Source organism: Inquilinus sp. CA228 (assembly GCF_052078665.1).
Lineage (GTDB): Bacteria > Pseudomonadota > Alphaproteobacteria > DSM-16000 > Inquilinaceae > Inquilinus.
This window is the reverse complement of the sequence record NZ_JBQJIK010000108.1, coordinates 1-21,658: the sequence shown is the minus strand read 5'-3', so window position 1 is coordinate 21,658 and position 21,658 is coordinate 1. Positions and strand designations below refer to the sequence as shown.

The window sequence follows — 21,658 nt, the reverse complement described above, 5'->3', positions numbered from 1 at the left end:
TCCCGGCCGACGCATAGGCCGCCAGGCTGTCGGCGTCGTCATAGGGCTCCAGGATGCCGATCAGGGTCGCGCCGCGCGGGATCAAGGACAGCTCGTCGACCTCGCCCTCGCCCGACCGCAGCGGACGACGCACCTTCAAGACCACGTCGGCACCGGCCAGGGCCGACGCCGCATCCGGCGCCACCTCCGCCCCGGCCGACCGGTACGCCTCGTCCGTCACCGCGCTGCCGAGCCCGGCGCCGGACTCCACCGCCACCGTCGCGCCCAGCGCCACCAGCTTCTTCACGCTGTCCAACGTCGCCGCCACCCGGCGCTCCCCGTCCCGCCGCTCCCGCAACACACCTATCCGCATGGACAAGACTCCCCCATGCGGCCGGCCCCGAGGTCATCTGGGGGCGGCGCCGCATCGCGTTAGAGACGCCGCGGCAGCCGGTCGGGCCGCCGCGGTTCCACTCCTCAAGTGGAAATCAGGCGTGGACCACGGTGGAGGCCGGGTCCTGCGGCGCCGGCGAGGATTGCTGCAGGAAGTGCCGGATCAGGTCGCGGGCGCTGATCACCCCGACCAGGGTGTGGTCCTCCATCACCGGCACGTGCCGGATGTGGTTCTCGTCCATCAGCCGCAGCACCGTCTCGATGCTGTCACGCGGCTCGCAGCTGATCACGGTGCGGCCCATGAAGGCCGAGACCGGCATGGTCAGCGCCGCGGCGCCATGCGTGGCCAGCGCCCGGGCGACGTCGCGCTCGGAGAACACCCCGACCACGACATTGCCCTCGGTGCGGCACACCTCCTTGACGACCAGGGCGCCGATGATCTCCTTCGTCATCAGCGCGACGGCGGTGGCCACCGTCTCGCCGACGCGGATCATGACGACGCGCGAGTCCTTCTGGCGGAGAATGTCTTCGGCCCTCATTGGCTGGGTTCCTCCTCTGGAAAGCGGCTCTTTCCGACCGCTCGGACAAGGGTCAGGCCGGCACCAGCGCCGGTGCCCGTTTTGCTTCGGCTGCCACGGAACGGCTGTAGAGCCCGGCGATCTCGGCGCGCTGCTGCACCAGGGCCAGGACGGTGTCGACCGTCGGCGTCGGCACCCCGACCATGCGGCCGAGCTCCTGGATCACGGTGACCAGCGGATCGATCTCCATCGGCCGGCCGCGATCGAGGTCCTGCAGCATCGAGGTGCGGTGGGCGCCGACCGCGCCGGCGCCGTCCAGCCGCCGCTCGATATCGACCCGGAAATGGACGCCGAGCCGGTCGCCGATCGCCTGGGCCTCGGCCATCATCCGCCGCGCCACGTCGCGGGTGGAAGGATCGCCGGTGATGACGTCGAGCGTCGCATGGGTCAGGGCGCTGATCGGGTTGAGGCAGAGATTACCCCACAGCTTCAGCCAGATCTCGTCGCGGATGTTGTCCCGCACCGGCGCGTTCAGTTCCGCCGCCGTCATCGCCTCGCTCAGGGCGGTGACGCGGGCCGAGCGGCTGCCGTCCGGCTCGCCGAGCGGGAACTTGTCGCCATAGACATGCTGGATCACGCCGGGCGAGACCACCTCGGTCGCCGGATAGATGATGCAGCCGATGCCGCGCTCCGGCCCGAACCGCCGCCACTGCAGCCCGCCGGGATCGACGGTCTCGATGGTGCGGCCCTCGAACGCTCCGCCATGGCGGTGGAAATACCAGTAGGGCAGCCCGTTGACCGCAGTGACCACCGCCGTCTCCGGCCCCAGCAGCGGCTGGATCGCTTCGACCACTCCCGGCACCGAATGGGCCTTGAGGCAGATCACGACATAGTCCTGCGGGCCCAGCTCGGCCGGGTTGTCGGTGCAGCGGATGCGGGCGGTGCGGGTTTCGTCGTCGATCCTGAGGGTCAGGCCGTTCTGGCGCATCGCCTCGAGATGCAGGCCGCGGGCGACGAGGCTGACCTCGACCCCCGCGCGGTGAAGCTGGACGCCGAGATAGCCGCCGATGGCTCCGGCGCCATAGATGCAGAGTTTCATGGCCGCGCCTTCCTCCCATTGATTGGAGTCAGGGCCGCTGAGCAGCCGACCGGATCATCGTGGTATACAAAATACCCAATGTCAATCGATCCAAAGGAGGAAAGCTGCGCTGGACTCTCGTCTACGGTATACTTGTGACCGGCAGCGCCCGGGGTTATAGCCGAGGGGAACGCCGGCCGCGCAGGCGACAGAAGGGCCTCCGATGAGCTTCCCGCAGATCGACGTCAAGCCGCTCGACACCGAAACGAGCTTCCGGATCAAGGCCTACAAGGCGCTGAAGCAGGCCATCACCGAGATGGACATCTACGGCCATGCCGGCGAGATCAAGCTGGAGGAGCGGCAGCTCAGCGAAATGCTGGGCGTCAGCCGCACCCCGATCCGCGAGGCGATGACGCTGCTGGAGCAGGAGGGATTCGTCCGCTCCGTCCCCCGCCGCGGCATCTTCGTGATCCGCAAGAGCAAGGCCGAGGTGCTGGAGATGGTCACGGTCTGGGCGGCGCTGGAAAGCATGGCCGCGCGGCTGGCCACCCAGGTCGCGACCGACGCCCAGATCCGCAAGCTGCACGACTATGTCGACGTGTTCCACGACCGCAACCCGGAGGAGCATGTCACCGAGTATTCCGAGGCGAACATCGCCTTCCACAAGCAGATCATCCGGATCAGCGGCTGCCATTTGATCGTCGACATCACCGACAACCTGTTCATCCACATGCGTGGCATTCGCCGGGTGACGATCGGCCAGGACCACCGCGCCCAGCGCTCGGTCGTCGACCACCAGAAGATCGTCGCCGCGCTGGAGGCCCGCGATGCCGACCTGGCCGAAAAGCTGGTGCGCGAGCACACGCTGGGCCTGGCCGAGCATGTGAAGAGGCACGGGGACTTTCTGGACTAACCCGCCCGCCGGGTCGCCTCTTGCAAAAAGGATGACCGGTATCATCTAACGCTCATTGGATGACAATCGTCATGCAAAGGAGCGATCAGATGGGACTGTTGGACGGCAAGGTGGCCCTGGTCACCGGCGGCACGTCCGGGATCGGCCGCGCCAGCGCGGTGCTGTTCGCCCGCGAAGGCGCCAAGGTGGCGCTGACCGGGCGGCGGGCGGCCGAGGGCGAGGCGGTGGTCGCGGAGATCGCCGCGTCCGGCGGCGAGGCGGTCTTCCTCCAGGCCGACCTGACCCGGATCGACGCCATCCCCGGCCTCATCGACCGGGTGGTGGCGCGCTTCGGGCGGCTGGACGCCGCCTTCAACAACGCCGGCATCTCCGGCGGCGGGCCGATCGAGACGCTGGACGAGGCGCGCTGGGACAGCCTGATCGACACCAACCTCAAGGCTCAGTTCTTCGCCCTGAAGGCCGAGGCCGCGCAGATGAAGGCGCAGGGCGGCGGATCGATCCTGTTCAATGGCTCGGTCCTCGCCGGCATCGCCCAGCCCGGCACCTCGATCTACAGCGCCAGCAAGGGCGGCGTCGTCTCGCTGGCCCGCGCCGCGGCGGTGGAGCTGGGGCCGCACGGCATCCGGGTGAACTCGATCAACCCGTCGATCACCCGCACCGAGATGACGCAGGGCCGGATCGTGAAGAACGCGGACGGCACCGAATCCCATCCCCTCGCCTACGGCATCCCGCTGAAGCGGCTGGCGGAGGCGGAGGAGATCGCGCAGGTCGCCCTGTTCCTGCTGTCGGAGCGGGCCTCCTACGTCAACGGCCAGGCCATCATCGTGGATGGCGGCCAGAGCGCGGCCTGACGCCCGCTCGCACACTCAGAGGACATCATCATGACTCGTGAACGCAAGGCGCCGGCCGCCGGCCGGCTGCCGCAGATCCTGCTCGCCGCCGCCCTGCTCGGCGCCTTCGCGGCACGACCCGCCGCGGCGGAGGTGATCCCGCCCGGCGCCGGCCTGACCACGACGCTCGGCGCGGTGAATGTCAGCGTCTACTACCAGCCGGCTTCGGCCGGCTACGAGACCGTGGTCACGGCCGGCACCGACGCGCCGGGCGGCGTCGTCCGCTTCGTCTCGACCCTGGCGCCGGGTCAGGAGGCCGTGGTGTCAGTGCCGCGCGGCGCCGGCCAGCCGGCGCTGGAGCTGCGCCTGCTGCGCGTCGGCGACCGGATGGAGCTGCAGCGCCCGGTGTCGTGAGGCCGCCGCTTCAATCCAGCGGCAGCAGCAGCGCGTCGATCTTGCCGGGGAACTTGCCCAGCAGGATCGCTGCCTTCTGCTGCAGCGCCGGGTCCTGGTAGGCCCGGGTGGCGGCCAGCAGGTTGCCGAGCGCCTCGTCCAGCCCGTCGCCCGGCGTCAGCTCCGGATAGGGCCAGGACGGATCGATGGTTCCCGCCGCCGTGACGTAGCCGGCGACGAAGCCGTAGCCCTTCTGCAGCGAGTGGCTGTCGAGGGAGAAGCCCCAGAGGTTGGTCGGGTCGGTGTCGCCGTTGGTCAGCCCGGCGTCGACCAGCTCGGAATAGCGGCCGAGCCGGCTGAAGGCCTGCAGGTTGAACTGGCTGTAGTGGAAGGCCCGGGTGCGCTCCAGCTCCGCCACCTGGCGGCCGTCCTTGTCGAAATGCCCGGCCACCCGGCGCAGCGCCGCGATCTTCAGCTGCCGCTTGGCCAGCTCCGGCTGGTCGGTGAACAGCGTGAACGCCGTCACCTGGGCGTCGTACCAGGTGCCGTGGTTGTTGTGCCAGTTGGCCTCCTCGAAGCCGTTCTCGCTGGTCAGCAGCCACACGGTGAAGAACCGGTACCACAGCTTGATCAGCTGATAGTCCAGTTCGCGCAGCGCGCCGCTGGGGCGGATCAGCTCGACCGCGTCCATCACGTCGATGAAGGCGCGGCTGTCGATGATGCCGATGCCGCGGCCGTCGACGATGCCCGGGATGGCCTGGGCGTAGGTCATGTTCGGGTTCATCCGCGTCTTCGGCGCGACGAACCAGACCCGCAGCATCTCCGCCGCCTTGACCGCGTATTTCGGGTCGCGGGTGAAGGTGTAGGCCAGCCCCAGGCTGCGCAGGTCGCTGCCGAAGGTGGACAGGCGCACGCTGTCGGTGGCGTCGGTCTTGCTGTCCGGGTTGGTCTGGCCGTCGCGACGGATATAGGGCAGCCCGGTCGGCGTGTCCGGGTTCGGCCACCAATAGGGGCCGAAGCTGAAATAGTCGTGCTTGTCGCCGGAGGCCGGGGTCAGCGTCTTGTCGGTGACCGACGGCGCCGTCTTGGCCAGCGCCTTGTCGGCGGCCTGCAGCAGCGCCGTGTAGGACGGCCGATAGAGCGGATCGCCGGCCGCGATCTTGGCCCGCGCCTGCTCCAGCTTGGCCGGGTCGTAGGTGAACCAGCGCGGCTGGGCCGCCATGGCCGATGCGGCCGTCAGAACCACGGCAATGATGGTACAGGCAAAGGCTGCAGCCCGCATGGTCGATCCCCCCCGGATGGATATTTGTCCCATCGAGTAGATATCGGTTGGGCGGCCAGCTCAATCCTTTTCCGAACGACACTCGATCTTCACTGCATTGTCGCGACCAGGAACATTGCCCTCACCGTGAATTGAGTCTATCCTTATTACAGTTGCCTTAAAATTCTATTGAATTGTTGGTAATTCTGTTTCCACAAACTGTTCCTTTGATCCGGCGGCGACGCCTTTGCCAAGCAGTCCAGGGTCGTGTTCGCCGAGTTCGACATCTCCGACAAGCCCAACCGGCTGCCTTTCTTCCTGGCGCAGGTCGCCCATGAATCCGGCGGCCTCTCCGTCATCGAGGAGAACCTCAAATACAGCGCCAAGCGGATGACCGAGATCTGGCCGTCACGCTTCCCCACTCTGGCCTCGGCCGAGCCCTTCGCCGGCAATCCTGAGGCGCTGGCGAACAAGGTCTATGCCAGCCGCATGGGCAACGGGTCTCCGGACTCGGGCGATGGCTGGAAATACCGGGGCCGCGGATACATCCAGATCACCGGCCGCGACGGCTATCGCGCGATCGGCACCGCCATCGGGATCAACCTGGAAGCCGATCCGGACCGCGCCTCGGCGCCAGCGGACGCGCTGCGCGTCGCCTGCGGCTTCTGGAAATGGAAGAAGGTGAATGCGGCCTGCGACGAGGGCGACTTCGTCAAGGTGACGCGCCTGGTCAATGGCGGCACCACCGGCCTGGCCGACCGGCAGGCCTGGCTGGAGAAGGTGCGCAAGGTCCTCAAGCCCGCGCCTGCCGCCTCACCCGCGAAGAGCGCGCCGCCCACGAAGGAGGACATCCGCAAGGTCCAGCAGGCGCTACGGGACCGCGGCTTCACCTCGGTGACGGCCGACGGGATCATGGGACCCAAGACCACCGCCGCCATCGACAAATTCCGGCGCGACAACGACCTGAAGCCGGGGTCGATCGACGGCGATCTGAAGAAGGCCTTGAAGATCTCCTGATCCGGCGCCGGAGGCGCCGTCACGTTCCGGCGGCGTCCTCCCCGGCCCGGGCCAGCACCCGGCGGGCGCGGGCGACGACCGGGGCGTCGACCATGCGGCCGTCGACCTTGGCCGTCCCCTGCCCCGGCTGCAGCGCCGCGACCACCCGGCGGGCGTGCTCGACCGCGGCCTCGTCCGGGGTGAAGGCCCGGTTCAGCACCGCCACCTGCGCCGGGTGGATGCAGCTGGCGCCCTCGAAACCCTGCCGCGCCGCCTCCTCCGCCGCGCGGCGCAAGGCGTCGAGATCGTCGATCCCGGCCAGCGAGCCCATCAGGCCGAACGCGGTAAGACCAGCGGCCCGCGCGGCCATCAGGATCTGCAGCTTGGCCAGGCGCATCACCTCGGAACCCGGCTCGGCGCCGATCTCGGCCGACAGGTCCTCGCCGCCGCAGACCAAAGCGAGGGTGCGCGGCGTGGCGGCGGCGATCGCGGCGCGGCGGTCGAGGCCGGCCAGCGTCTCGATCATCGGCACCAGGCGGGTCCAGCCCTCCGGCCGGCCCACATCCCGCTCGACCTCGCCGGCGCGCTCGGCGATCAGCCGCGGCCATTGCGGGTCGTCGGTCTTCGGCACGAACAGCCCGTCCGCCCCCGCCCGCACCGCGGCCTCGACATCGGCGGCGGCATGGGCCAGCCGGCTGTTGATGCGGACGAAGACGCGCGCCCCGGCGGCGCCGACCTGCGGCACCGCAGCGGCCAGCGCCGCGCGGGCGGCGGGCTTGGCGGACTCCGCGACGCCGTCCTCGAGGTCGAGGATCACGGCATCGGCGCCGCGCCCGGCCGCGCCGGCGACGAAGCGCTCGCGGTCGGCCGGGACGTAGAGCAGCGAGCGCAGGCGGCGGAAGCGCCGATCAGATTCGTCAATCGCGGTCATGGCGGGTCAGCCGACCTCTATGGCGGTGAAACGGGTGTGGGCGCCGCCCCAGTTGGCGAGGCCGATCTGACCATGACGAATGGGCCGCTCGTCGGTCCATTCGAATCCGGCCGAGCCGTCGGCGCCGGAGACCGCGCAGCGCAGGACTGCGCCGGACGCGGCGACGGACAGGCGGTAGCCGCGGCCATGCGACCAGGCGAAGGGCACGGATCGCACCGGGCGGGCCTCGCCTTCGGTCCGAAACAGGGTGAGGCAACCGTCACCGGTCAAGGCCAGGGCATAGCTGCGGCGGGCGCCCTGCACCCGCGTCAGCACGGCATGGGCGGGACCAGCCAGCGGCACGATCGTGACGGCCACCTCGTAGTCCCGCCACTCGACATCGCCGGTATAGCTTTCCGACCGGCCCGGGCCGCTGCCGTGATAGGCGCCGTCCTCCAGCCGCCAGAAGCCGCGCAGCCAGGTCCATTGGCTGATGCCCCCGGTCTGGGGCCGCTCACGGGCGAAGCTGGTCGAGAATCGGGGTGCGCCGCCCCAGTCGAGCCAGGCCAGGTGCAGCGATCCCGCTTCCCAGGTCCCGCCGAGATTGCGCAGCACGATGCCGATCTCGGACAGGCAGGCATCGGCGAGCGGCGGGATGTCGAAGGCCAGATCCTGCCATTCGCCCGGCCGCAGCGGCGTGGCTTCGGCCTGGTGGCTGCGCTCGTGGTTGTCGTCGCGGACGTACAGGCCGGCACGCAGCGAGGGCGGCGCATCGGGCGGGACCCACAGCCGTGCCGTCACCCGCTGGCCCGGATGGACCTGCGGCGAGAAGCTGGCGCCGTAGAAATTGCCGCTGAGCTCCGACGGCCGGATGTGGCTGCGGGTCGACAGCCGGATCTCGCCGGTGCCGCCGAGCTTGCGGATCACGACGGCCAGCGCGCCGGCCGGATCGATGTCGGTCGAGCGCCGCCATTCGATCGGCCGGCCCAGGCCACCGGTCGCCCTGGCCTGGAACCCGCCCATCGACCCGTCGTGGCGGACATGTCGCCGGGGCTGCGTCCGCCCAGCCTCGACCCTGGCCAGGCTGCGGCCGAGCCGGGCGAGCAGGTCGGCGCCCTGCGGGATCGTCATGAGGTTGCGGCCGCCGATGAGCCCGGCGTTGATCAGGATGTCGTTCACGGGCCGGCGCCAGGACGGGTCGATGCCGTCGACACCGACGGCGACGCCCATCACCGCGCCGACATTGCCGACATTGCAATCGGTGTCCCAGCCGGCCATGGCGGCGATCCGCAGCGCCCGGCTGAAATCCCCGGCGCCGTACAGAAGGGCGAGGACGATCACCCCGGCATTGGGCACGATCGGGACGGCGCCAGGATAGCGATCGTAGCCGAACTCGGCCGCCAGCACGGCGAAGGCGGCTCGCCAGTCGTCGGGAAACCGGCGATGGGCATCGACCATGGCGCGGACCATGGCGGCGTAGTCCCCGTCGCGGTCGATCCGGGCCAGCCCGGCCGCGATCAGCGCCGCCGGCTCGCGAACCCCGAAGGCGGCGCTGACCATGGCGGCGACGAAGCGGGCGCCCTGCAGCGCGTCGCCGTCCCAGGCCACCCGCGCCGCCCGTTCCGACAGGTCCGCGGCAAGATCCGGCCGGCCCGGCGCCATCAGCCCCCAGATGTCGGCGAAGATCTGGCCGCCGATCTCCTCGGCGACGATCCGGCCGTTGAGCGCTGCCGATCCTGCCAGCGGAGCCGGGATCCCGGCGGCGAGGTTGACATAGGCGGTGTGCATGGCGGCGACGCCGTAGCCACCCCACCACAGCGTGCCGTGCTGATCGCCCAGGTAGTTCAGCCAGCCCTCGGCGATCTGCTGCGTCGTCACCTCCGCCGAGGCCAAGCAATCCTCGAAGATGCGGGCCAGGATCATCGAGAAGGCGGTGTCGTCGTCCGGCTTGAAGAACCGGCCGTCATCCTCGCTGAGATAGAACTCCAGCTCGCCGATATGGCTGCGGATCTGGGCTTCGGTCCAGTTCTCCAGCGGGGCGCCGAAGCGCACGCCGATGCATTTGCCCAGCCATCCGGCATAGACCCGGTCGTCGTAGCCGGCCGGAATCATCCCAGCGCCCCGGCGGCGCGCAGCCCGTCGATCTCCTCGGCCGAGAAGCCGGCCCGGCGCAGCACGTCCTCGGCGTCGGCGCCGGGCTCCGGCGCCAGGCGGCGGATCGCGCCGGGCGTGGCCGACAGGCGCGGCAGGACGTTGTGCACCGGCAGGCTGCCGAGATCCGGGTCGGGGATCGACACCACCACCTCGCGTTCGATCACATGGTCGTCATCCATGAAGTCGGCGATGTCGTGCACCGGGCCGACGGTGATGCCTTCGGCCCGGAAGGTCGCCAGCGCCGCGTCGCGGTCGCGGGCGCCGATCCATTCGCCGATGACGGCGTCCAGCGCCACCCGGTTGCGCACCCGGTCGGCATTGGTGGCGAAGCGCGGGTCTCGCGCCAGGTCGTCGCCGCCGACCAGCAGCAGGATGCGCTTGGCCATCCGGTCGGTGGAGCCCGACATGGCGATCCAGCGGCCATCGCGGGTCTTGTAGACGTTGCGCGGCGCGCTGTTGCCCGAGGCGCTGCCGGTGCGCTCCTTGACCTCGCCGGTGACGGCGTAGCTGCCGGCCTCCGGCCCCAGCACGGAGTACATCGCCTCCAAGAGCGACAGGTCGATCACCTGGCCGCGGGCCATGCCACGGTCGCGGGCCCTCAGCGCCGCCAGCACCGCCTTGGCGCCGTGCAGCCCGGCGATCATGTCGGCCAAAGCCAAGGGCGGCAGCACCGGCTCGCGGTCGGCGAAGCCGTTGCGCGAGGCGAAGCCCGACATCGCCTCGACCAGCGTGCCGAAGCCGGGCAGCCGGCTGGCCGGGCCGGTCTGGCCGAAGCCGGAGATGCGCACCAGGATCAGGTCCGGCGCCATCGCCTGCAGCCGGTCGGGCGCCAGCCCCATCTCCTCCAGGATCCCCGGCCGGAAGTTCTCGATCATGACGTCGGCGGTCGGGATCAGCCGCTCCAGCGCCGCCATGCCCTCCGGCTTGCGCAGGTCGAGCACGACCGACAGCTTGTTGCGCGACAGCTCCTTCCAATAGAGGCTGTGGCCCTTCACCTGCCAGTCGCGCAGCGGGTCGCCGCCCGGCGGCTCGACCTTGATCACCTCGGCGCCGAAATCCGCCAGCTCCAGCCCCAGCGCGTTGCCGGCGACGACGCGCGACAGGTCGAGCACGCGGATGCCGGAGAGCGGCCCTTCGCGCCCCGGCTCGATCTTGGCTGGATGCGCCTCAGCCATGGGCGGCCTCGCGGATCTCGATCACCCCGGCCTGCATCCGCCCGGCCGAGGGCAGACGCAGCCCGGCCATGCCATAGGCCAGCGCGCCATCGCGGGCTTCGAGCAGCACCCGGCCGTCGACCGACAGGGCCAGCCGATCGCCCACCGCTTCCAGCGCCAGGCTGTAGCTGCGGCCGAGCTCGCGCCGGAACGGCGCCCGGGCCAGCACGGTCTCGCCGAAGTCGCGGCGGATGATCGCCACCTCCTCGGCCGAGACGAAGCCGGCGGCATAGCCGCGCTCATTGCCCTGGCCGCGGGCGCAGACCAGATGGCCGTCGCCCGCCAGCGGCGTGATCTCAGCCGTCACCGTCAGGTCACGGGCGTAGAGATGGCCGGTCCACAGGTCGGCGTCGGATGCCGTGAGGGCGTGGATGCGGCCGTCCTCGACCCGCCAGACGCCGCGGTTCCAGGTGCAGCGGGTGATGCCGCCCCACTCATTGGCCTCGATCCTGGGGTCGAGCCGGGCCGAGCCGGCGCCGGAGACCGTGAACTCGTCGATGAAGATCCGGCCGAGGAACTTCAGCCGGCCGAAATACTCGACCTTGATGCCGATCTCGTCGACCGCCTCGCCGCCCGTCTCCGGCACGGTGAAGCGCAGTTCCTGCCATTCGCCGGCCGGCGGCTGGGTCCAGGCGCCGATCTCGTCGATCCGGCCGCTCATCGCCCGGCGGACATAGGGCACGATGCGGAGATGACCGTCGCCCTCCCAGGGGTCGAGCCACAGGCGCAGCGCCGCCTCCTGCCCGGTCGCGACCACCGGCGAGAACATCGGCCGGTAGCGCTCGTCGTCGAAGTCGCTGCGGCGGTAGAAGGGCTTCCAGAAGATCCGGCCGCCATCGCCGCGCTCCAGCCGGTCGAGCAGGGCGCAGAGCGCGCCGCGGCCGGTCGCCTTCCGCTCGTCCGACCAGGACAGGGCGATGCGGTTGTCGGGCTCGGTGCGGAAGCCGTGGGTCGATCCCGGCAGGTCGAAGTCGAAGCGCAGGCCGCGCCGCTCCATGTCCGCGACCCATTCCGCCGGCGGCTCCTCGCCGGCCAGGCGATGGGCCAGCACCGCCAGCTCGCGGCAGAAGCTGGGGATGTCGACGATGTTGAGCGACCCGGTGATGCCGGACGCGACGATGCCGTCATTGATCGGCTTGCGGTAATGCGACGCCACCCCGGCGATGCCCGCCAGCGTGCCGACGATGGCCCCGGCATTGCCGGCGTTGCAGTCGGTGTCCCAGCCGCCCATGGTCGCGATCTCGACCGTGCGCGACAGGTCGCCCTGGCCGTACAGCAGGGACAGGATCAGCAGCCCGGCATTCGGGATGATGTGGCAGACGCCGGGATAGCGGTCATAGCCGAACTCGCTCTCCAGCATCCGGCGGCAGGCGCGCCAGTCCTTCGGCTTCACCCGGTGCAGGGCCTGCACCGCATGGGCGACGCGGGCGTATTCGCTGCCGGCCGGGATGGCGGCGAGGCCGGCCTCCACCACCTCCTCGATGGTCTCGGCGACGAAGGCCTTGGCGATGGCGGCGGCGACGAAGCGGGCGCCGTAGAGGCCGTTGCCGTCATGCGAGACGCTGGCGGCGCGGGCGGCCAGGTCGGCGGCGCGGGCCGGGTCGCCCGGGCACACCCAGCCCCAGGAATCGACGAAGATCTGGCCGCCGATCTGCTCGGCGATCACCGCGCCGTTGCGGGCGATCGAGCCGGAGTCCGGCGCCGGGATGCCGGACTGGAGATTGGCGAAGGCGGTGTGCTCGGTCGAGATGCCGTAGCCGCCCCACCAGAACATGCCGTGCTGCTCGGCAGCGTAGTTCAGCCAAGTGCGGCCGACATCCTGCGGCGACGGGTCCAGCCCGAAATCGCGCAGCGCCCGGATGAAATAGACCGGCCCGTTGGTGTCGTCGTCCGCGGCGAAGTTCTTGAAGTCGCGCAGGTAGCCGGTGATCTCGCCATAGGTCTTGTCGATCCGGTCCCAGGTCCAGATCGTCGGCTCGACCGGGGCGCCGAGGCGCACGCCGATGGCCTTGCCGAGGAAGCCGGCATAGATGCGGTCGATTGTGTCAGCAGGGATGGGCATTCCGGGGCCTTGGTCTTCGGGCGGGTCAGCGGCCGGCGGCGGCGCGGGCCGGCTGGGCGGGATCGGCGGTCAGCGCCAGGCGCTGGGCATCGCGCCGGCGGGTGCGGTCGAGATCGGCGGCCAGGATGGCGGCGGAGGCCTGATGGAAGCGGTCGGCCTCGGCCGCCAGGTCGAAGCGGTTGGCGCGGTCCAGCAGGTCGCGGTCGGCCGGGTCGATCACCGCCTCGCCATGCATCGCGCCGAGGATGGCACCGGCCATGCAGCCGATGGAATCGGTGTCGCGGCCAGAATTGACGCCGTCCACCACCGCCGCCCGGAAGTCGCCGTCATGGATCAGGCAGAAGCCCAGCGCCAGCGGCAGCTCCTCGATCGCCCGCAGGCGCGACGGGGTGTAGTCGTTCGTCGCCACCCCCGCCGTCTCCACCCGGCGGTGGACGTCGTCGCCCATGCTGGAGTAGCGGCCGATGACCGACTGGAACTCCGCCGTCACCCGGGCATGGTCGGCGCGGTCGGGCTTCAGCCGCCGCGCCGCCTCGGCGATGTCGGCGATCGCGCCCCGGGTGCCGTCCTTGGCCAGCGCGATCGCCGTGTCGACCACCGCCTCGATCGTCGTGCCGGGCGCCATGGCGGCGGCGACGCAGGCGGCCATCACCCCGGCCGCCTCCAGCCCGTAGCTGTGCTGGTGGCCGGCGGCCAGGTCGACCGCCTCGTCATAGGCCGCCTTCGGGTCGCAGGCGTTCACCGCCCCGACCGGGGCGATGTACATGGCCGCGCCGCAATTGACCATGTTGCCGATGCCGCCCTCGCGCGGGTCGCAACTGGTCAGCTGGTGGCGCTGGAAGATCCACTTCTCCGGGTAGAACAGCCGCTCGATCAGCATGGTCTCGCGCTGCATCTCGGGGATCCAGCGCGGCGTCCAGGCGATCTGGCGGACCATGCCGCCGGCCATGTCCCAGGCGTCGAGATGGCGGCCCGCCTCCTCATAGACCGCCATCAGGCACAGCGTCATCAGCGTGTCGTCGGTGACGATGCCGTGGCCGCGGATCCGGCCGCCGCGCGCCGCCTCCGGCGCGTCCTTGCGGTGCCAGTCGACATCCAGCGAGGTGACCCGGCCGTAGCGCTGCCGGATCTCGGCCGCGGACAGCTTCTCGATGGTGGCGCCGATGGCGTCGCCGAACGCGACGCCATGCAGCATCCCCCGGACCCGGCCTTTCAGCGAGGCGCCGGCGTCAGTTGGTTCCATTCAGCTTGGTCCTCGCATAGTCGGTGATCTCGGCGCCGCCCTTGGAGTTCCACTCGGCGACGTACTCGTCCCACTTGTCGATCGGCAGCTCGCCGGAGATGAACTTCCAGACATAACTGCGATACACGTTCTCCGCCGCGTCGAGCCGAGCGGTGTATTCGCTCGGGAAGACGAAGCTGTCGTCCGGCGCATAGTATTTCTGGGCCAGCGCGATCGACGACTGGGCCTGCTCCGACAGCAGCGGCACCGGCGGCTTCCACGCGTCCGGCTGGTCGATGAAGAAGCGCGGATACCAGGTCGCCATCTTGTCGGTGGTCTTGATGGTGCCGCCGTCCTTGACCCATTCCTCGCCCTCGAAGCCCATGCGGTCGATCTGCTGGCCCTCGGGGCTGGCCATGAAGTCCATCAGGGCGACCACGTCCTCCTTGTGCTCGGAAATGGCGGACATGGCGAAGCCACGGCTCTCGCGGCTGACATCGACGGCGCGCAGCCCCTGCCCGCCCGGGCCCTTCGGTGGGTCCAGCGCCACCAGGGTCGTGCCCGGATGCACCTGGCGCATCTTGCCCTGGTAGATGTCCAGGTTGACGCCGACCACGCCGAGGATCACCCCGACCCGGCCGGAGTAGAACTTGTCCTCGCGCGTGTCCCATTTGGTGGTGATGAAGTCGGGATCCAGCAGGCCTTCCGCGAACAGCTTGTGGTAATAGGCGACCTTGTCGCGCTCCTGCGGCGAGACGCGGGCGTGGATCCACTGGCCGGAGGCATCCTTCAGCCAGGTGGCGTTGACGCCGAAGGCCTGGTTGAAGATCTCGTCCAGCTCGTCGGTGGCGCCGGCCGGCGGGATGGTGGCCACCGTGATGCCGAAAGTGTCCTTCTTGCCGCTGCCGTCGAGATCGCCGTCCACGATCTTGCGGAACAGCGCCTCCCAATCCTCCAGCGTCTGCGGCGCCGGCAGGCCGGTCTTCTCCAGCCAGTCCTGGCGCATCACGCCGACCTTGGCGCGCACCGGGAACGGGTAGATCAGGTAGGGGTAGTTCTCGAGCCGGGGCTTGTTGTGCGCCCACAGCGCCTGCTTCAGGTTCGGCGCCTTGTCCAGCCAGGGCCGCCAATCCTCCAACAGCCCCTGCTCGACGATCTTCTGGTCGCCGCCCTGGAAGTAGATCAGGTCGGGGATGTCGCCCGACAGCAGCATCAGCGACAGCTTGTCGGCATAGCCGCCGGGCGGCACGTCGACCAGATCGATCTTCACCGGATGGCCCTTGGCCGCCATGCCGGCCTCGATCGCCGCCACCAGCTTGACGTCGTCCGGGTTCGACTTGGTGAAGTCCTTGCTGACGACCCGGAGGGTCACCGGATCGGCGGCCAGCGATGAACCGGCCAGGGCGGCCGTGAACACCAAGGCCAGCGCGGTTCCCAGAAGCGTCTTGGTCATTGCGTCTCTCCCATGTCTTTCTGTTTTGTCGGCCGATGCGCGGGTCATCCCTTCACCGCCCCGCTCATCGTGCCTTTGGTGAAGAACTTCAGGATCAGCGGGTAGATCGCCAGCACCGGGATCAGGGTCAGGATGATCATCCCGGCCTTCAGCGCCCTGAGGTCGATCTGGCTGCCGCCGGTGTATTTGTTCATGGCGTCCAGCCCGACCATCAGCGACTTGTCACCCTCGACCACGAACTGGCGCAGTACCACCTGCAGCGGCCACATCTTCGGGTCGTTGAGGTAGATCATCGCCCGGAAATACTCGTTCCAGTGCAGGACGGTGTAGAACAGGGTGATGGTGGCGATCGCCGGCAGCGCCAGCGGCGCCACCACGTGCCACAGGGTCTGCAGCGGCGAGGCGCCCTCGATCTCGGCCGCCTCCATCAGCTCCTTCGGGATCTCCTCGAAGAAGCGGATCAGCACGATCAGGTACCAGGCGAAGACGCCGCGATAGAGGATCACCGACCAATAGGAGTTGAGCAGGCCGAGCTGCTTCATCACCAGATAGTCCGGCACCACGCCGGGCTCGAACACCACGGTCACCAGGATGAAGATCAGGATCGCCCGCCGCCCCGGCAGCCCCTCGCGTGACAGGGCCCAGGCCATCAGCGTGGTGGCGACGACGTTGATCACCGTGCCGGCGATGGTGATCAGCAGGCTGTTGGCCAGGCCTCTCAGCACCTGCGGGTGGGTCAGCAGCACCTGCCAGACCTCGAACGAGAAGCCGTGCGGCAGCACGGCGAGGCCGCTCATCCCCGGCACCTCGGTGCTGTCGGACAGCGACACGGCCAGGAGGTTCAGGATCGGCTGCACCGTCACCACCACCATCAGCAGCAGGGTCGAGCAGATGATGGCGTATTCGATACGCTCGAACGGGGTGCGCCGTATGCTATTCGCGGCCATCACCACACCCCCTTGCCGGTGACGCGCTTGGCGACGAAATGGGCGGCCAGGATCATGGCCATGCCGATCACCGCCTTGAACACCCCGGCGGCGGTGGCATAGGCGTATTCGCCGCCGACCAGGCCCATGCGGTAGACATAGGTGTCGAGGATGTCGATCCGGTCGCGGATCGCATCGTTGGAGAAGTTGAACACCTGGTCGAAGCCGGCGCTCATGAAGGCGCCGAGATTGAGGATGAACACCGTCGCCATGGTCGGCACCAGGGCCGGCAAGGTGACGTTCCAGATCTTGCGCCAGCGGCCGGCGCCGTCGATCGTCGCGGCGTCGTAGAGCTGCGGGTCGATCGCCATCACCGCGGCGAGGAACAGCAGCGAATCCCAGCCGGCGCTGCGCCACATCTCGGAGAAGACCAGGACCCAGAGGATCGAGCCCTCCGAGGTCATGAACGACACCGGGGCGAAGCCGAACAGGCCCAGGATGTCGTTGACCGTGCCGTCGGTCGGCGACAGCACCGCGATGAAGACGCCGGCGATGACGATCCAGGACAGGAAATGCGGCAGATAGATGGCCGACTGCACGAAGCGGCGGTAGCGCGGGCCCTGCACCTCGTTGACCAGCAGGGCCACGATCACCGGCACCGGGAACAGGATGACCAGCTTCATGGCGCTGATCAGCACCGTGTTCCACAGCACCTGGTAGAACACCGGGCTCTCGAACAGCGCCCGGAAATGCTTCAGCCCGACCCAGAGGCTGGGGCCGATGATGCGATAGTCCTGGAACGCCAGCTTGGCCTGCCAGATCGGCAAATAGTGGAAGACCACGAAATACAGCAGGCCCGGCAGCAGCATCAGATAGTAGCCGCGCCAGCGCCAGACCCGCCGCAGGCCGGACTGGCGGGCAACTTTGGGAACGTTCCCACGAACAGCCGGGATCGCGGCCGGAGAGCTGTGATCGAGGCCGGTCATGTCAGGCGCTCTTCTTCCGCACGCCGCGCAAGGCCGGAGGCCGGACGCTGCCGAGGGCGGCCGGCAGCGGGGCGGCGACCGAGGCGCGCTCGACCACCCGGCAGGGCAGCACCGTGTGCACGATCTCGGCCTCGCCGTCGATCTCGGCCTGCAGCAGGCGCATCGCGTGGACGCCCATGTCGTAGCGCGGCTTGTCGACCGTGGTCAGGCCGGGATCGGTGAAGCCCCCGGCCTCGACCCCGTCCATGCCCATGATCGAGATGTCGCGCGGGCAGGCCAGGCCGGCGGCGCGGGCGGCCAGGATGGCGCCGACCGCCATCAGGTCGTTGGCGGCGAAGATCGCGGTCATCCGCCGGCCCTCGCGCTCGATCAGCCGGCGCGTCGCCGCCTGGCCGGAGTCCGCGGTGTAGTCGCCCTCGTCCATCGGCAGGGATTCGGGATCGAAGCCGTGGCGCTGCCAATGCGCCTGCGCCTCGGTGACGAAACGGGTGCGGGCGACGCGCCGGTCGCGGCCGTTGATCAGGCCGATGTGGCGATGCCCGGCGGCGATCAGGTAGTCGAGCGCCAGGCGCACGCCCTGGGCGACGTCGCTGCGCACGCTGGAGAATTCGGGGAAGCGCTCGCCGGAGGAGCCGACCACCACCACCGGCGCCTCGGTCTGGCGCAGCAGGCCGCGGTCGTCGGTCGCCGGGTTCAGGATGATGCCGTCGACCCGGGCCTGGCGCAGCACCTGCAGGTGCCGGCGCTCGCGCTCCACATCCCAGTCCGAGCTGAAGATCAGCAGCGACCGCTTCTCCGCCTCGGCCTGGTCCTGGGCGCCGCGGGCGAGGTCGGCCCAGAACGGGTTGGAGATGTCGGGGATGACCAGGCCCATCATGCGGCTGCGGCCGGTGCGCAGGCCGAAGGCCAGGTGGTTGCGCTCGTAGCCGGACTGGCGGACCGCCTCCTCCACCCGCTGGCGGGTCTCGGAATGGACCGCGCCGACGCCGGACAGCACCCGTGCCACCGTCGTCTTCGACACGCCGGACAGGCGGGCGACATCGATGATCGTTGGCTGGCGCTTGCCGTTCAAGGGCGTCTCCCGGGTGGAAAATTGCCCTGCCTCTCGGACAGGTTGTGTGGGAACGTTACCAATTCCCCTCTCCGCCCGTCAAGCGGGCATCGCGGAGGGCGATCATGCCGCAATCGTTGCGACCCTGGAAAGACTCTTTTCCCAGCTTGAAAATAATCGTCGAGCGGGCCGGAACCGGACCGCGCCGCCGCTATTGACGCTGATGAGGCTGTGATGCGGGCGCGTTTCCGCCGCGACCGGCTTGGCGAGTTCCCGAGACAAGCGGGCGCAGCCGTCCCGGTGCGCCCCGCCGTAGACAGGAAGGAATACTTCGGTGGAAGACGGAGCGATTTCTTTTGCCTGACAATAAATTTATGCATGAATGTTACGTGAATATCAGAGTCTGATCCGGAAGAAAGATCATTTCAATTTACAAAACATTCACATTTGTTGAGGCGAATCGCAGTGCAGGTCCGGAGGAAAAGATCATAATGGCTCTAATACTGAAGCAGGAGTGGTGGATGAGCGACGATCGCGACGAGCAGATCCGGCGCCGCGCCTATGAGATCTGGGAGGCGCTGGGCCGGCCCGAAGGCGGGCAGCAGCAGCATTGGGCACAGGCCGAGGCGGAGATCCTGGCGGATGAAGGCACGGGCACCGGGAGCGCTCCGGAAGGGGCGGAGGAGTTGGACCCCGATGGCGCACCGAAGCGGGGCTGACCGGATTCCGGTCCTGCGGCCGGAGGGCGGGCGATGACCCCGCCGGCCGCCGCCCGCGCCGCGCCGGCGCCGCAGCCCGAGCGCACCGCCCATGCCATGCCCTTCGGCGCCGAGCTGCGCCCGGACGGCGCCACCCGCTTCCGCCTGTGGGCGCCCGACGCCGAGGCGGTGACCCTGCTGCTCGGCCAGGACGGCGCGCCCCTGCCGCTGGAGCCGCTGGACGACGGCTGGTTCGGCCGCATCGTGGCGGGCGCGCCGGCGGGCACGCCCTACCGCTACCGCCTGGCCGACGGCACCGCGGTGCCGGACCCGGCCTCGCGCGCCCAGCAAGGCGGCCCCTTCGGCCCGTCCCTGGTCTGCGACCCGCGGGCCTATGACTGGCAGGCCACGGGCTGGCGCGGCCGGCCCTGGCACGAGGCGGTGATCTACGAGCTGCATTGCGGCGCCATCGGCCGGCCCGGCGGCTTCGCAGCGGTGGAGCGGCGGCTGGACCACCTCGCCGAGCTCGGCGTCACCGTCCTCGAGCTGATGCCGGTTGCCGATTTCCCCGGGTCGCGCGGCTGGGGCTATGACGGCGTGCTGCCCTTCGCCCCGGCCTCGATCTACGGCCCGCCGGACGATCTCAAGCGCCTGGTCGACGCGGCGCATCAGCGCGGACTGATGGTGCTGCTGGACGTCGTCTACAATCATTTCGGCCCGGCCGGGAACTTCCTGCCGCTCTACGCCAAATCCTTCTTCGATGCGGGCCGGCCCACGCCCTGGGGCCCGGCGATCGACTTCCGCCGGCAGCAGGTGCGCGCCTTCTTCCGCCACAACGCGCTCTATTGGCTGGAGGAGTTCCGCTTCGACGGGCTGCGCCTCGACGCGGTGCACGCGATCCGGGACGACGGCCGACCGGACATCCTGACCGAGATCGCCGACGCCGTCCGCACCGCCTTCCCCGACCGGCACATCCACCTGGTGCTGGAGAACGACCGCAACGAGGCGCGGCGGCTGTCCGGCACGCCCGGCCCCGCGGGGCGCTACGACGCGCAGTGGAACGACGACGTCCACCACGCCGCCCATGTCGCCCTGACCGGCGAGGCCGACGGCTACTATGCCGACTATGCCGACGCCCCGGTGGCGCGGCTGGGGCGGGCCCTGGCCGAGGGCTTCGTCTACCAGGGCGACTGGTCGGAGCGGCGCCGGGCCCCGCGCGGCGAGCCCAGCGCGCACCTGCCGCCGACCGCCTTCGTCAGCTTCCTGCAGAACCACGACCAGATCGGCAACCGCGCCCGCGGCGACCGGCTGACCGCCCTGGCCGAGCCGGCGGCGGTCGAGGCGATGACCGCGGTGCTGCTGCTGGCGCCGCAGATCCCGCTGCTGTTCATGGGCGAGGAATGGGGCAGCCGCCAGCCCTTCCCCTTCTTCTGCGACTTCGAGGGCGAGCTGGCCGACGCGGTGCGCCGCGGCCGGCGCGAGGAGTTCGCGTCCTTCGCCGGCTTCGCCGACGCGGCCCTGCCCGACGCGCTCGACCCCGCCACCTTCGAGGCCGCCGTGCTGCAGCAGCCCGATGACGGCGAGGCCGCCGGCCGGCTGGAGCTGGTGCGCCGGCTGCTGCAGCTGCGGCAGCAAAGGGTGGTGCCGCTGCTGGCGCCGCGGCGGATCGGCCCGGGCATCGACCGCAGCCGCGGCCGGATGCTGGATGTCGCCTGGATGCTGCGGGGCGGCGGCTGGCTGCGCATCGTCGCCCATCTGGCGCCGGACCTGGGACCCGCCTGGGAGGCGCCGGCCGGCGAGATCCTGTTCGAGAGCGCTCCCGGCCTCGCCGCCGCCCTGGCCGACGGCGTCGAGGGCTGGGGCACGATCGTGGCGCTGGAGCCGCCGGCATGATCCCGCCCCGCGCCACCGCCCGACTGCAGATCCATGCCGGCTTCACGCTGGACGACGCCCGCGCCGCCCTGCCCTATCTCGCCCGGCTCGGCATCAGCCATGTCTACGCCTCGCCGCTGCTGGCCGCCCGGCCCGGCTCGGCCCATGGCTACGACGTCATCGACCCGACCCGGATCGATCCGGACCGCGGCGGCGAGCCCGGCTTCGAGCGCTTCGCCGAGGCGCTGCGCTCCCACGGCCTCGGCCTGATCCTCGACATCGTGCCGAACCACATGGCGGCCAGCCCGGACAACCCCTGGTGGCGCGACCTGCTGGAGCACGGCAGGGCCAGCCCGCACGCCGTCGTGTTCGACATCGACTGGGACGCGCCGGCGAATCCCGGCCGGGTGCTGCTGCCGATCCTCGGCCGGCGCTATGGCGAGGCGCTGCGTGCCGGGGACATCCGGCTCGCCCGCGATCCTGCCACCGGCCGGCCCGTCGTCGCGATCCCCGGCCACGCCCTGCCGGTCGCCGCCGGCACGGTGGCGGCGATCGACGAGAGCCTGGGCCCGGAAGCGCTGCACGAGATCCTGGAGCGGCAGCATTACCGCCTGGCCCATTGGCGGGTGGCCGCGGCCGAGATCAACTACCGCCGCTTCTTCGACATCGACGACCTGGTGGCGGTTCGGGTGGAGGATCCGGTGGTGTTCGACGCCACCCATGGCCGCATCCTCGCCGCCGTCGACCGC

The 21,658-nt window shown here is 70.0% G+C and carries 19 protein-coding genes and 1 pseudogene; 7 read left to right on the top strand and 13 right to left on the bottom strand.

Annotated features, from left to right (window positions below):
* The 3 genes and pseudogenes from ACTOWL_RS34670 to ACTOWL_RS34660 form a co-directional block, all read right to left on the bottom strand.
* Nucleotides 1-352 (bottom strand): annotated as a pseudogene (locus ACTOWL_RS34670) (NAD(P)(+) transhydrogenase (Re/Si-specific) subunit alpha); the annotation flags it as partial.
* 115 nt (nucleotides 353-467) lie between these two features.
* A complete protein-coding gene (locus ACTOWL_RS34665; RefSeq protein WP_441325865.1) occupies nucleotides 468-911 on the bottom strand; it encodes a CBS domain-containing protein in 444 nt (147 codons plus the stop codon).
* 52 nt (nucleotides 912-963) lie between these two features.
* Complete coding sequence (locus ACTOWL_RS34660) at nucleotides 964-1,989, bottom strand: 2-dehydropantoate 2-reductase (protein WP_441325864.1); 1,026 nt, start codon at nucleotides 1,987-1,989, stop codon at nucleotides 964-966.
* 202 nt (nucleotides 1,990-2,191) lie between these two features.
* Between ACTOWL_RS34660 and ACTOWL_RS34655 the strand changes: the two genes are divergently transcribed.
* The 3 genes from ACTOWL_RS34655 (at nucleotide 2,192) to ACTOWL_RS34645 (ending at nucleotide 4,125) form a co-directional block, all read left to right on the top strand.
* A complete protein-coding gene (locus ACTOWL_RS34655) occupies nucleotides 2,192-2,881 on the top strand; it encodes a GntR family transcriptional regulator (RefSeq protein ID WP_441325863.1) in 690 nt (229 codons plus the stop codon).
* Between the two features lie 89 nt (nucleotides 2,882-2,970).
* Nucleotides 2,971-3,732, top strand: a complete 762-nt coding sequence (locus ACTOWL_RS34650) for an SDR family NAD(P)-dependent oxidoreductase (RefSeq protein WP_441325862.1) — start codon at nucleotides 2,971-2,973, stop codon at nucleotides 3,730-3,732.
* Between the two features lie 30 nt (nucleotides 3,733-3,762).
* Nucleotides 3,763-4,125, top strand: a complete 363-nt coding sequence (locus ACTOWL_RS34645; RefSeq protein WP_441325861.1) for a hypothetical protein — start codon at nucleotides 3,763-3,765, stop codon at nucleotides 4,123-4,125.
* Between the two features lie 10 nt (nucleotides 4,126-4,135).
* Here ACTOWL_RS34645 and ACTOWL_RS34640 read toward each other — a convergent pair whose 3' ends face one another.
* Nucleotides 4,136-5,350: an alginate lyase family protein gene (locus ACTOWL_RS34640; RefSeq protein WP_441325860.1), complete on the bottom strand. Its 1,215-nt coding sequence runs from the start codon at nucleotides 5,348-5,350 to the stop codon at nucleotides 4,136-4,138.
* 282 nt (nucleotides 5,351-5,632) lie between these two features.
* Here ACTOWL_RS34640 and ACTOWL_RS34635 point away from each other — a divergent pair, with 282 nt between their 5' ends.
* Complete coding sequence (locus ACTOWL_RS34635) at nucleotides 5,633-6,382, top strand: peptidoglycan-binding protein (protein WP_441325859.1); 750 nt, start codon at nucleotides 5,633-5,635, stop codon at nucleotides 6,380-6,382.
* Between the two features lie 19 nt (nucleotides 6,383-6,401).
* Here the strand turns inward: ACTOWL_RS34635 and ACTOWL_RS34630 are convergent, their stop codons facing one another.
* The 9 genes from ACTOWL_RS34630 to ACTOWL_RS34590 are packed head-to-tail and all read right to left on the bottom strand — an operon-like array spanning nucleotide 6,402 to nucleotide 18,360.
* The gene (locus ACTOWL_RS34630) at nucleotides 6,402-7,292 is read right to left on the bottom strand and encodes an HpcH/HpaI aldolase/citrate lyase family protein (RefSeq protein WP_441325858.1); all 891 of its coding nucleotides are present in this window, start codon (nucleotides 7,290-7,292) and stop codon (nucleotides 6,402-6,404) included.
* A gap of 6 nt (nucleotides 7,293-7,298) precedes the next feature.
* Nucleotides 7,299-9,383 carry an ADP-ribosylglycohydrolase family protein gene (locus tag ACTOWL_RS34625; RefSeq protein ID WP_441325857.1) on the bottom strand — a complete coding sequence of 695 codons (2,085 nt, stop codon included), beginning with the start codon at nucleotides 9,381-9,383 and terminating at the stop codon, nucleotides 7,299-7,301.
* Nucleotides 9,380-10,600, bottom strand: a complete 1,221-nt coding sequence (locus ACTOWL_RS34620; protein ID WP_441325856.1) for a CaiB/BaiF CoA transferase family protein — start codon at nucleotides 10,598-10,600, stop codon at nucleotides 9,380-9,382. The genes ACTOWL_RS34625 and ACTOWL_RS34620 overlap by 4 nt, the downstream gene beginning before the upstream one ends.
* Complete coding sequence (locus ACTOWL_RS34615; RefSeq protein ID WP_441325855.1) at nucleotides 10,593-12,701, bottom strand: ADP-ribosylglycohydrolase family protein; 2,109 nt, start codon at nucleotides 12,699-12,701, stop codon at nucleotides 10,593-10,595. Before ACTOWL_RS34615 ends, ACTOWL_RS34620 begins: the two co-directional genes overlap by 8 nt.
* A 25-nt stretch (nucleotides 12,702-12,726) precedes the next feature.
* The gene (locus ACTOWL_RS34610) at nucleotides 12,727-13,944 is read right to left on the bottom strand and encodes an ADP-ribosylglycohydrolase family protein (RefSeq protein WP_441325854.1); all 1,218 of its coding nucleotides are present in this window, start codon (nucleotides 13,942-13,944) and stop codon (nucleotides 12,727-12,729) included.
* Nucleotides 13,931-15,376 carry an extracellular solute-binding protein gene (locus ACTOWL_RS34605; protein ID WP_441325853.1) on the bottom strand — a complete coding sequence of 482 codons (1,446 nt, stop codon included), beginning with the start codon at nucleotides 15,374-15,376 and terminating at the stop codon, nucleotides 13,931-13,933. The genes ACTOWL_RS34610 and ACTOWL_RS34605 overlap by 14 nt, the downstream gene beginning before the upstream one ends.
* Nucleotides 15,377-15,420: 44 nt before the next feature.
* Nucleotides 15,421-16,323, bottom strand: coding sequence for a carbohydrate ABC transporter permease (locus ACTOWL_RS34600; protein WP_441325852.1), 903 nt, complete (start codon nucleotides 16,321-16,323; stop codon nucleotides 15,421-15,423).
* Complete coding sequence (locus ACTOWL_RS34595; RefSeq protein ID WP_441325851.1) at nucleotides 16,323-17,288, bottom strand: ABC transporter permease; 966 nt, start codon at nucleotides 17,286-17,288, stop codon at nucleotides 16,323-16,325. The genes ACTOWL_RS34600 and ACTOWL_RS34595 overlap by 1 nt, the downstream gene beginning before the upstream one ends.
* A 1-nt stretch (nucleotide 17,289) precedes the next feature.
* Nucleotides 17,290-18,360, bottom strand: a complete 1,071-nt coding sequence (locus ACTOWL_RS34590; protein WP_441325850.1) for a LacI family DNA-binding transcriptional regulator — start codon at nucleotides 18,358-18,360, stop codon at nucleotides 17,290-17,292.
* Between the two features lie 500 nt (nucleotides 18,361-18,860).
* Here ACTOWL_RS34590 and ACTOWL_RS34585 point away from each other — a divergent pair, with 500 nt between their 5' ends.
* The 3 genes from ACTOWL_RS34585 to ACTOWL_RS34575 all read left to right on the top strand — a co-directional run.
* Nucleotides 18,861-19,058 (top strand): DUF2934 domain-containing protein, encoded by a 198-nt coding sequence (locus tag ACTOWL_RS34585; protein ID WP_441325849.1) that lies wholly within the window; start codon nucleotides 18,861-18,863, stop codon nucleotides 19,056-19,058.
* Between the two features lie 33 nt (nucleotides 19,059-19,091).
* Nucleotides 19,092-20,930: a malto-oligosyltrehalose trehalohydrolase gene (treZ, locus tag ACTOWL_RS34580; RefSeq protein ID WP_441325848.1), complete on the top strand. Its 1,839-nt coding sequence runs from the start codon at nucleotides 19,092-19,094 to the stop codon at nucleotides 20,928-20,930.
* Nucleotides 20,927-21,658: alpha-amylase family glycosyl hydrolase (locus ACTOWL_RS34575; protein WP_441325847.1), on the top strand; the 732-nt coding region annotated here is incomplete at its 3' end. The genes treZ and ACTOWL_RS34575, both read left to right, overlap by 4 nt.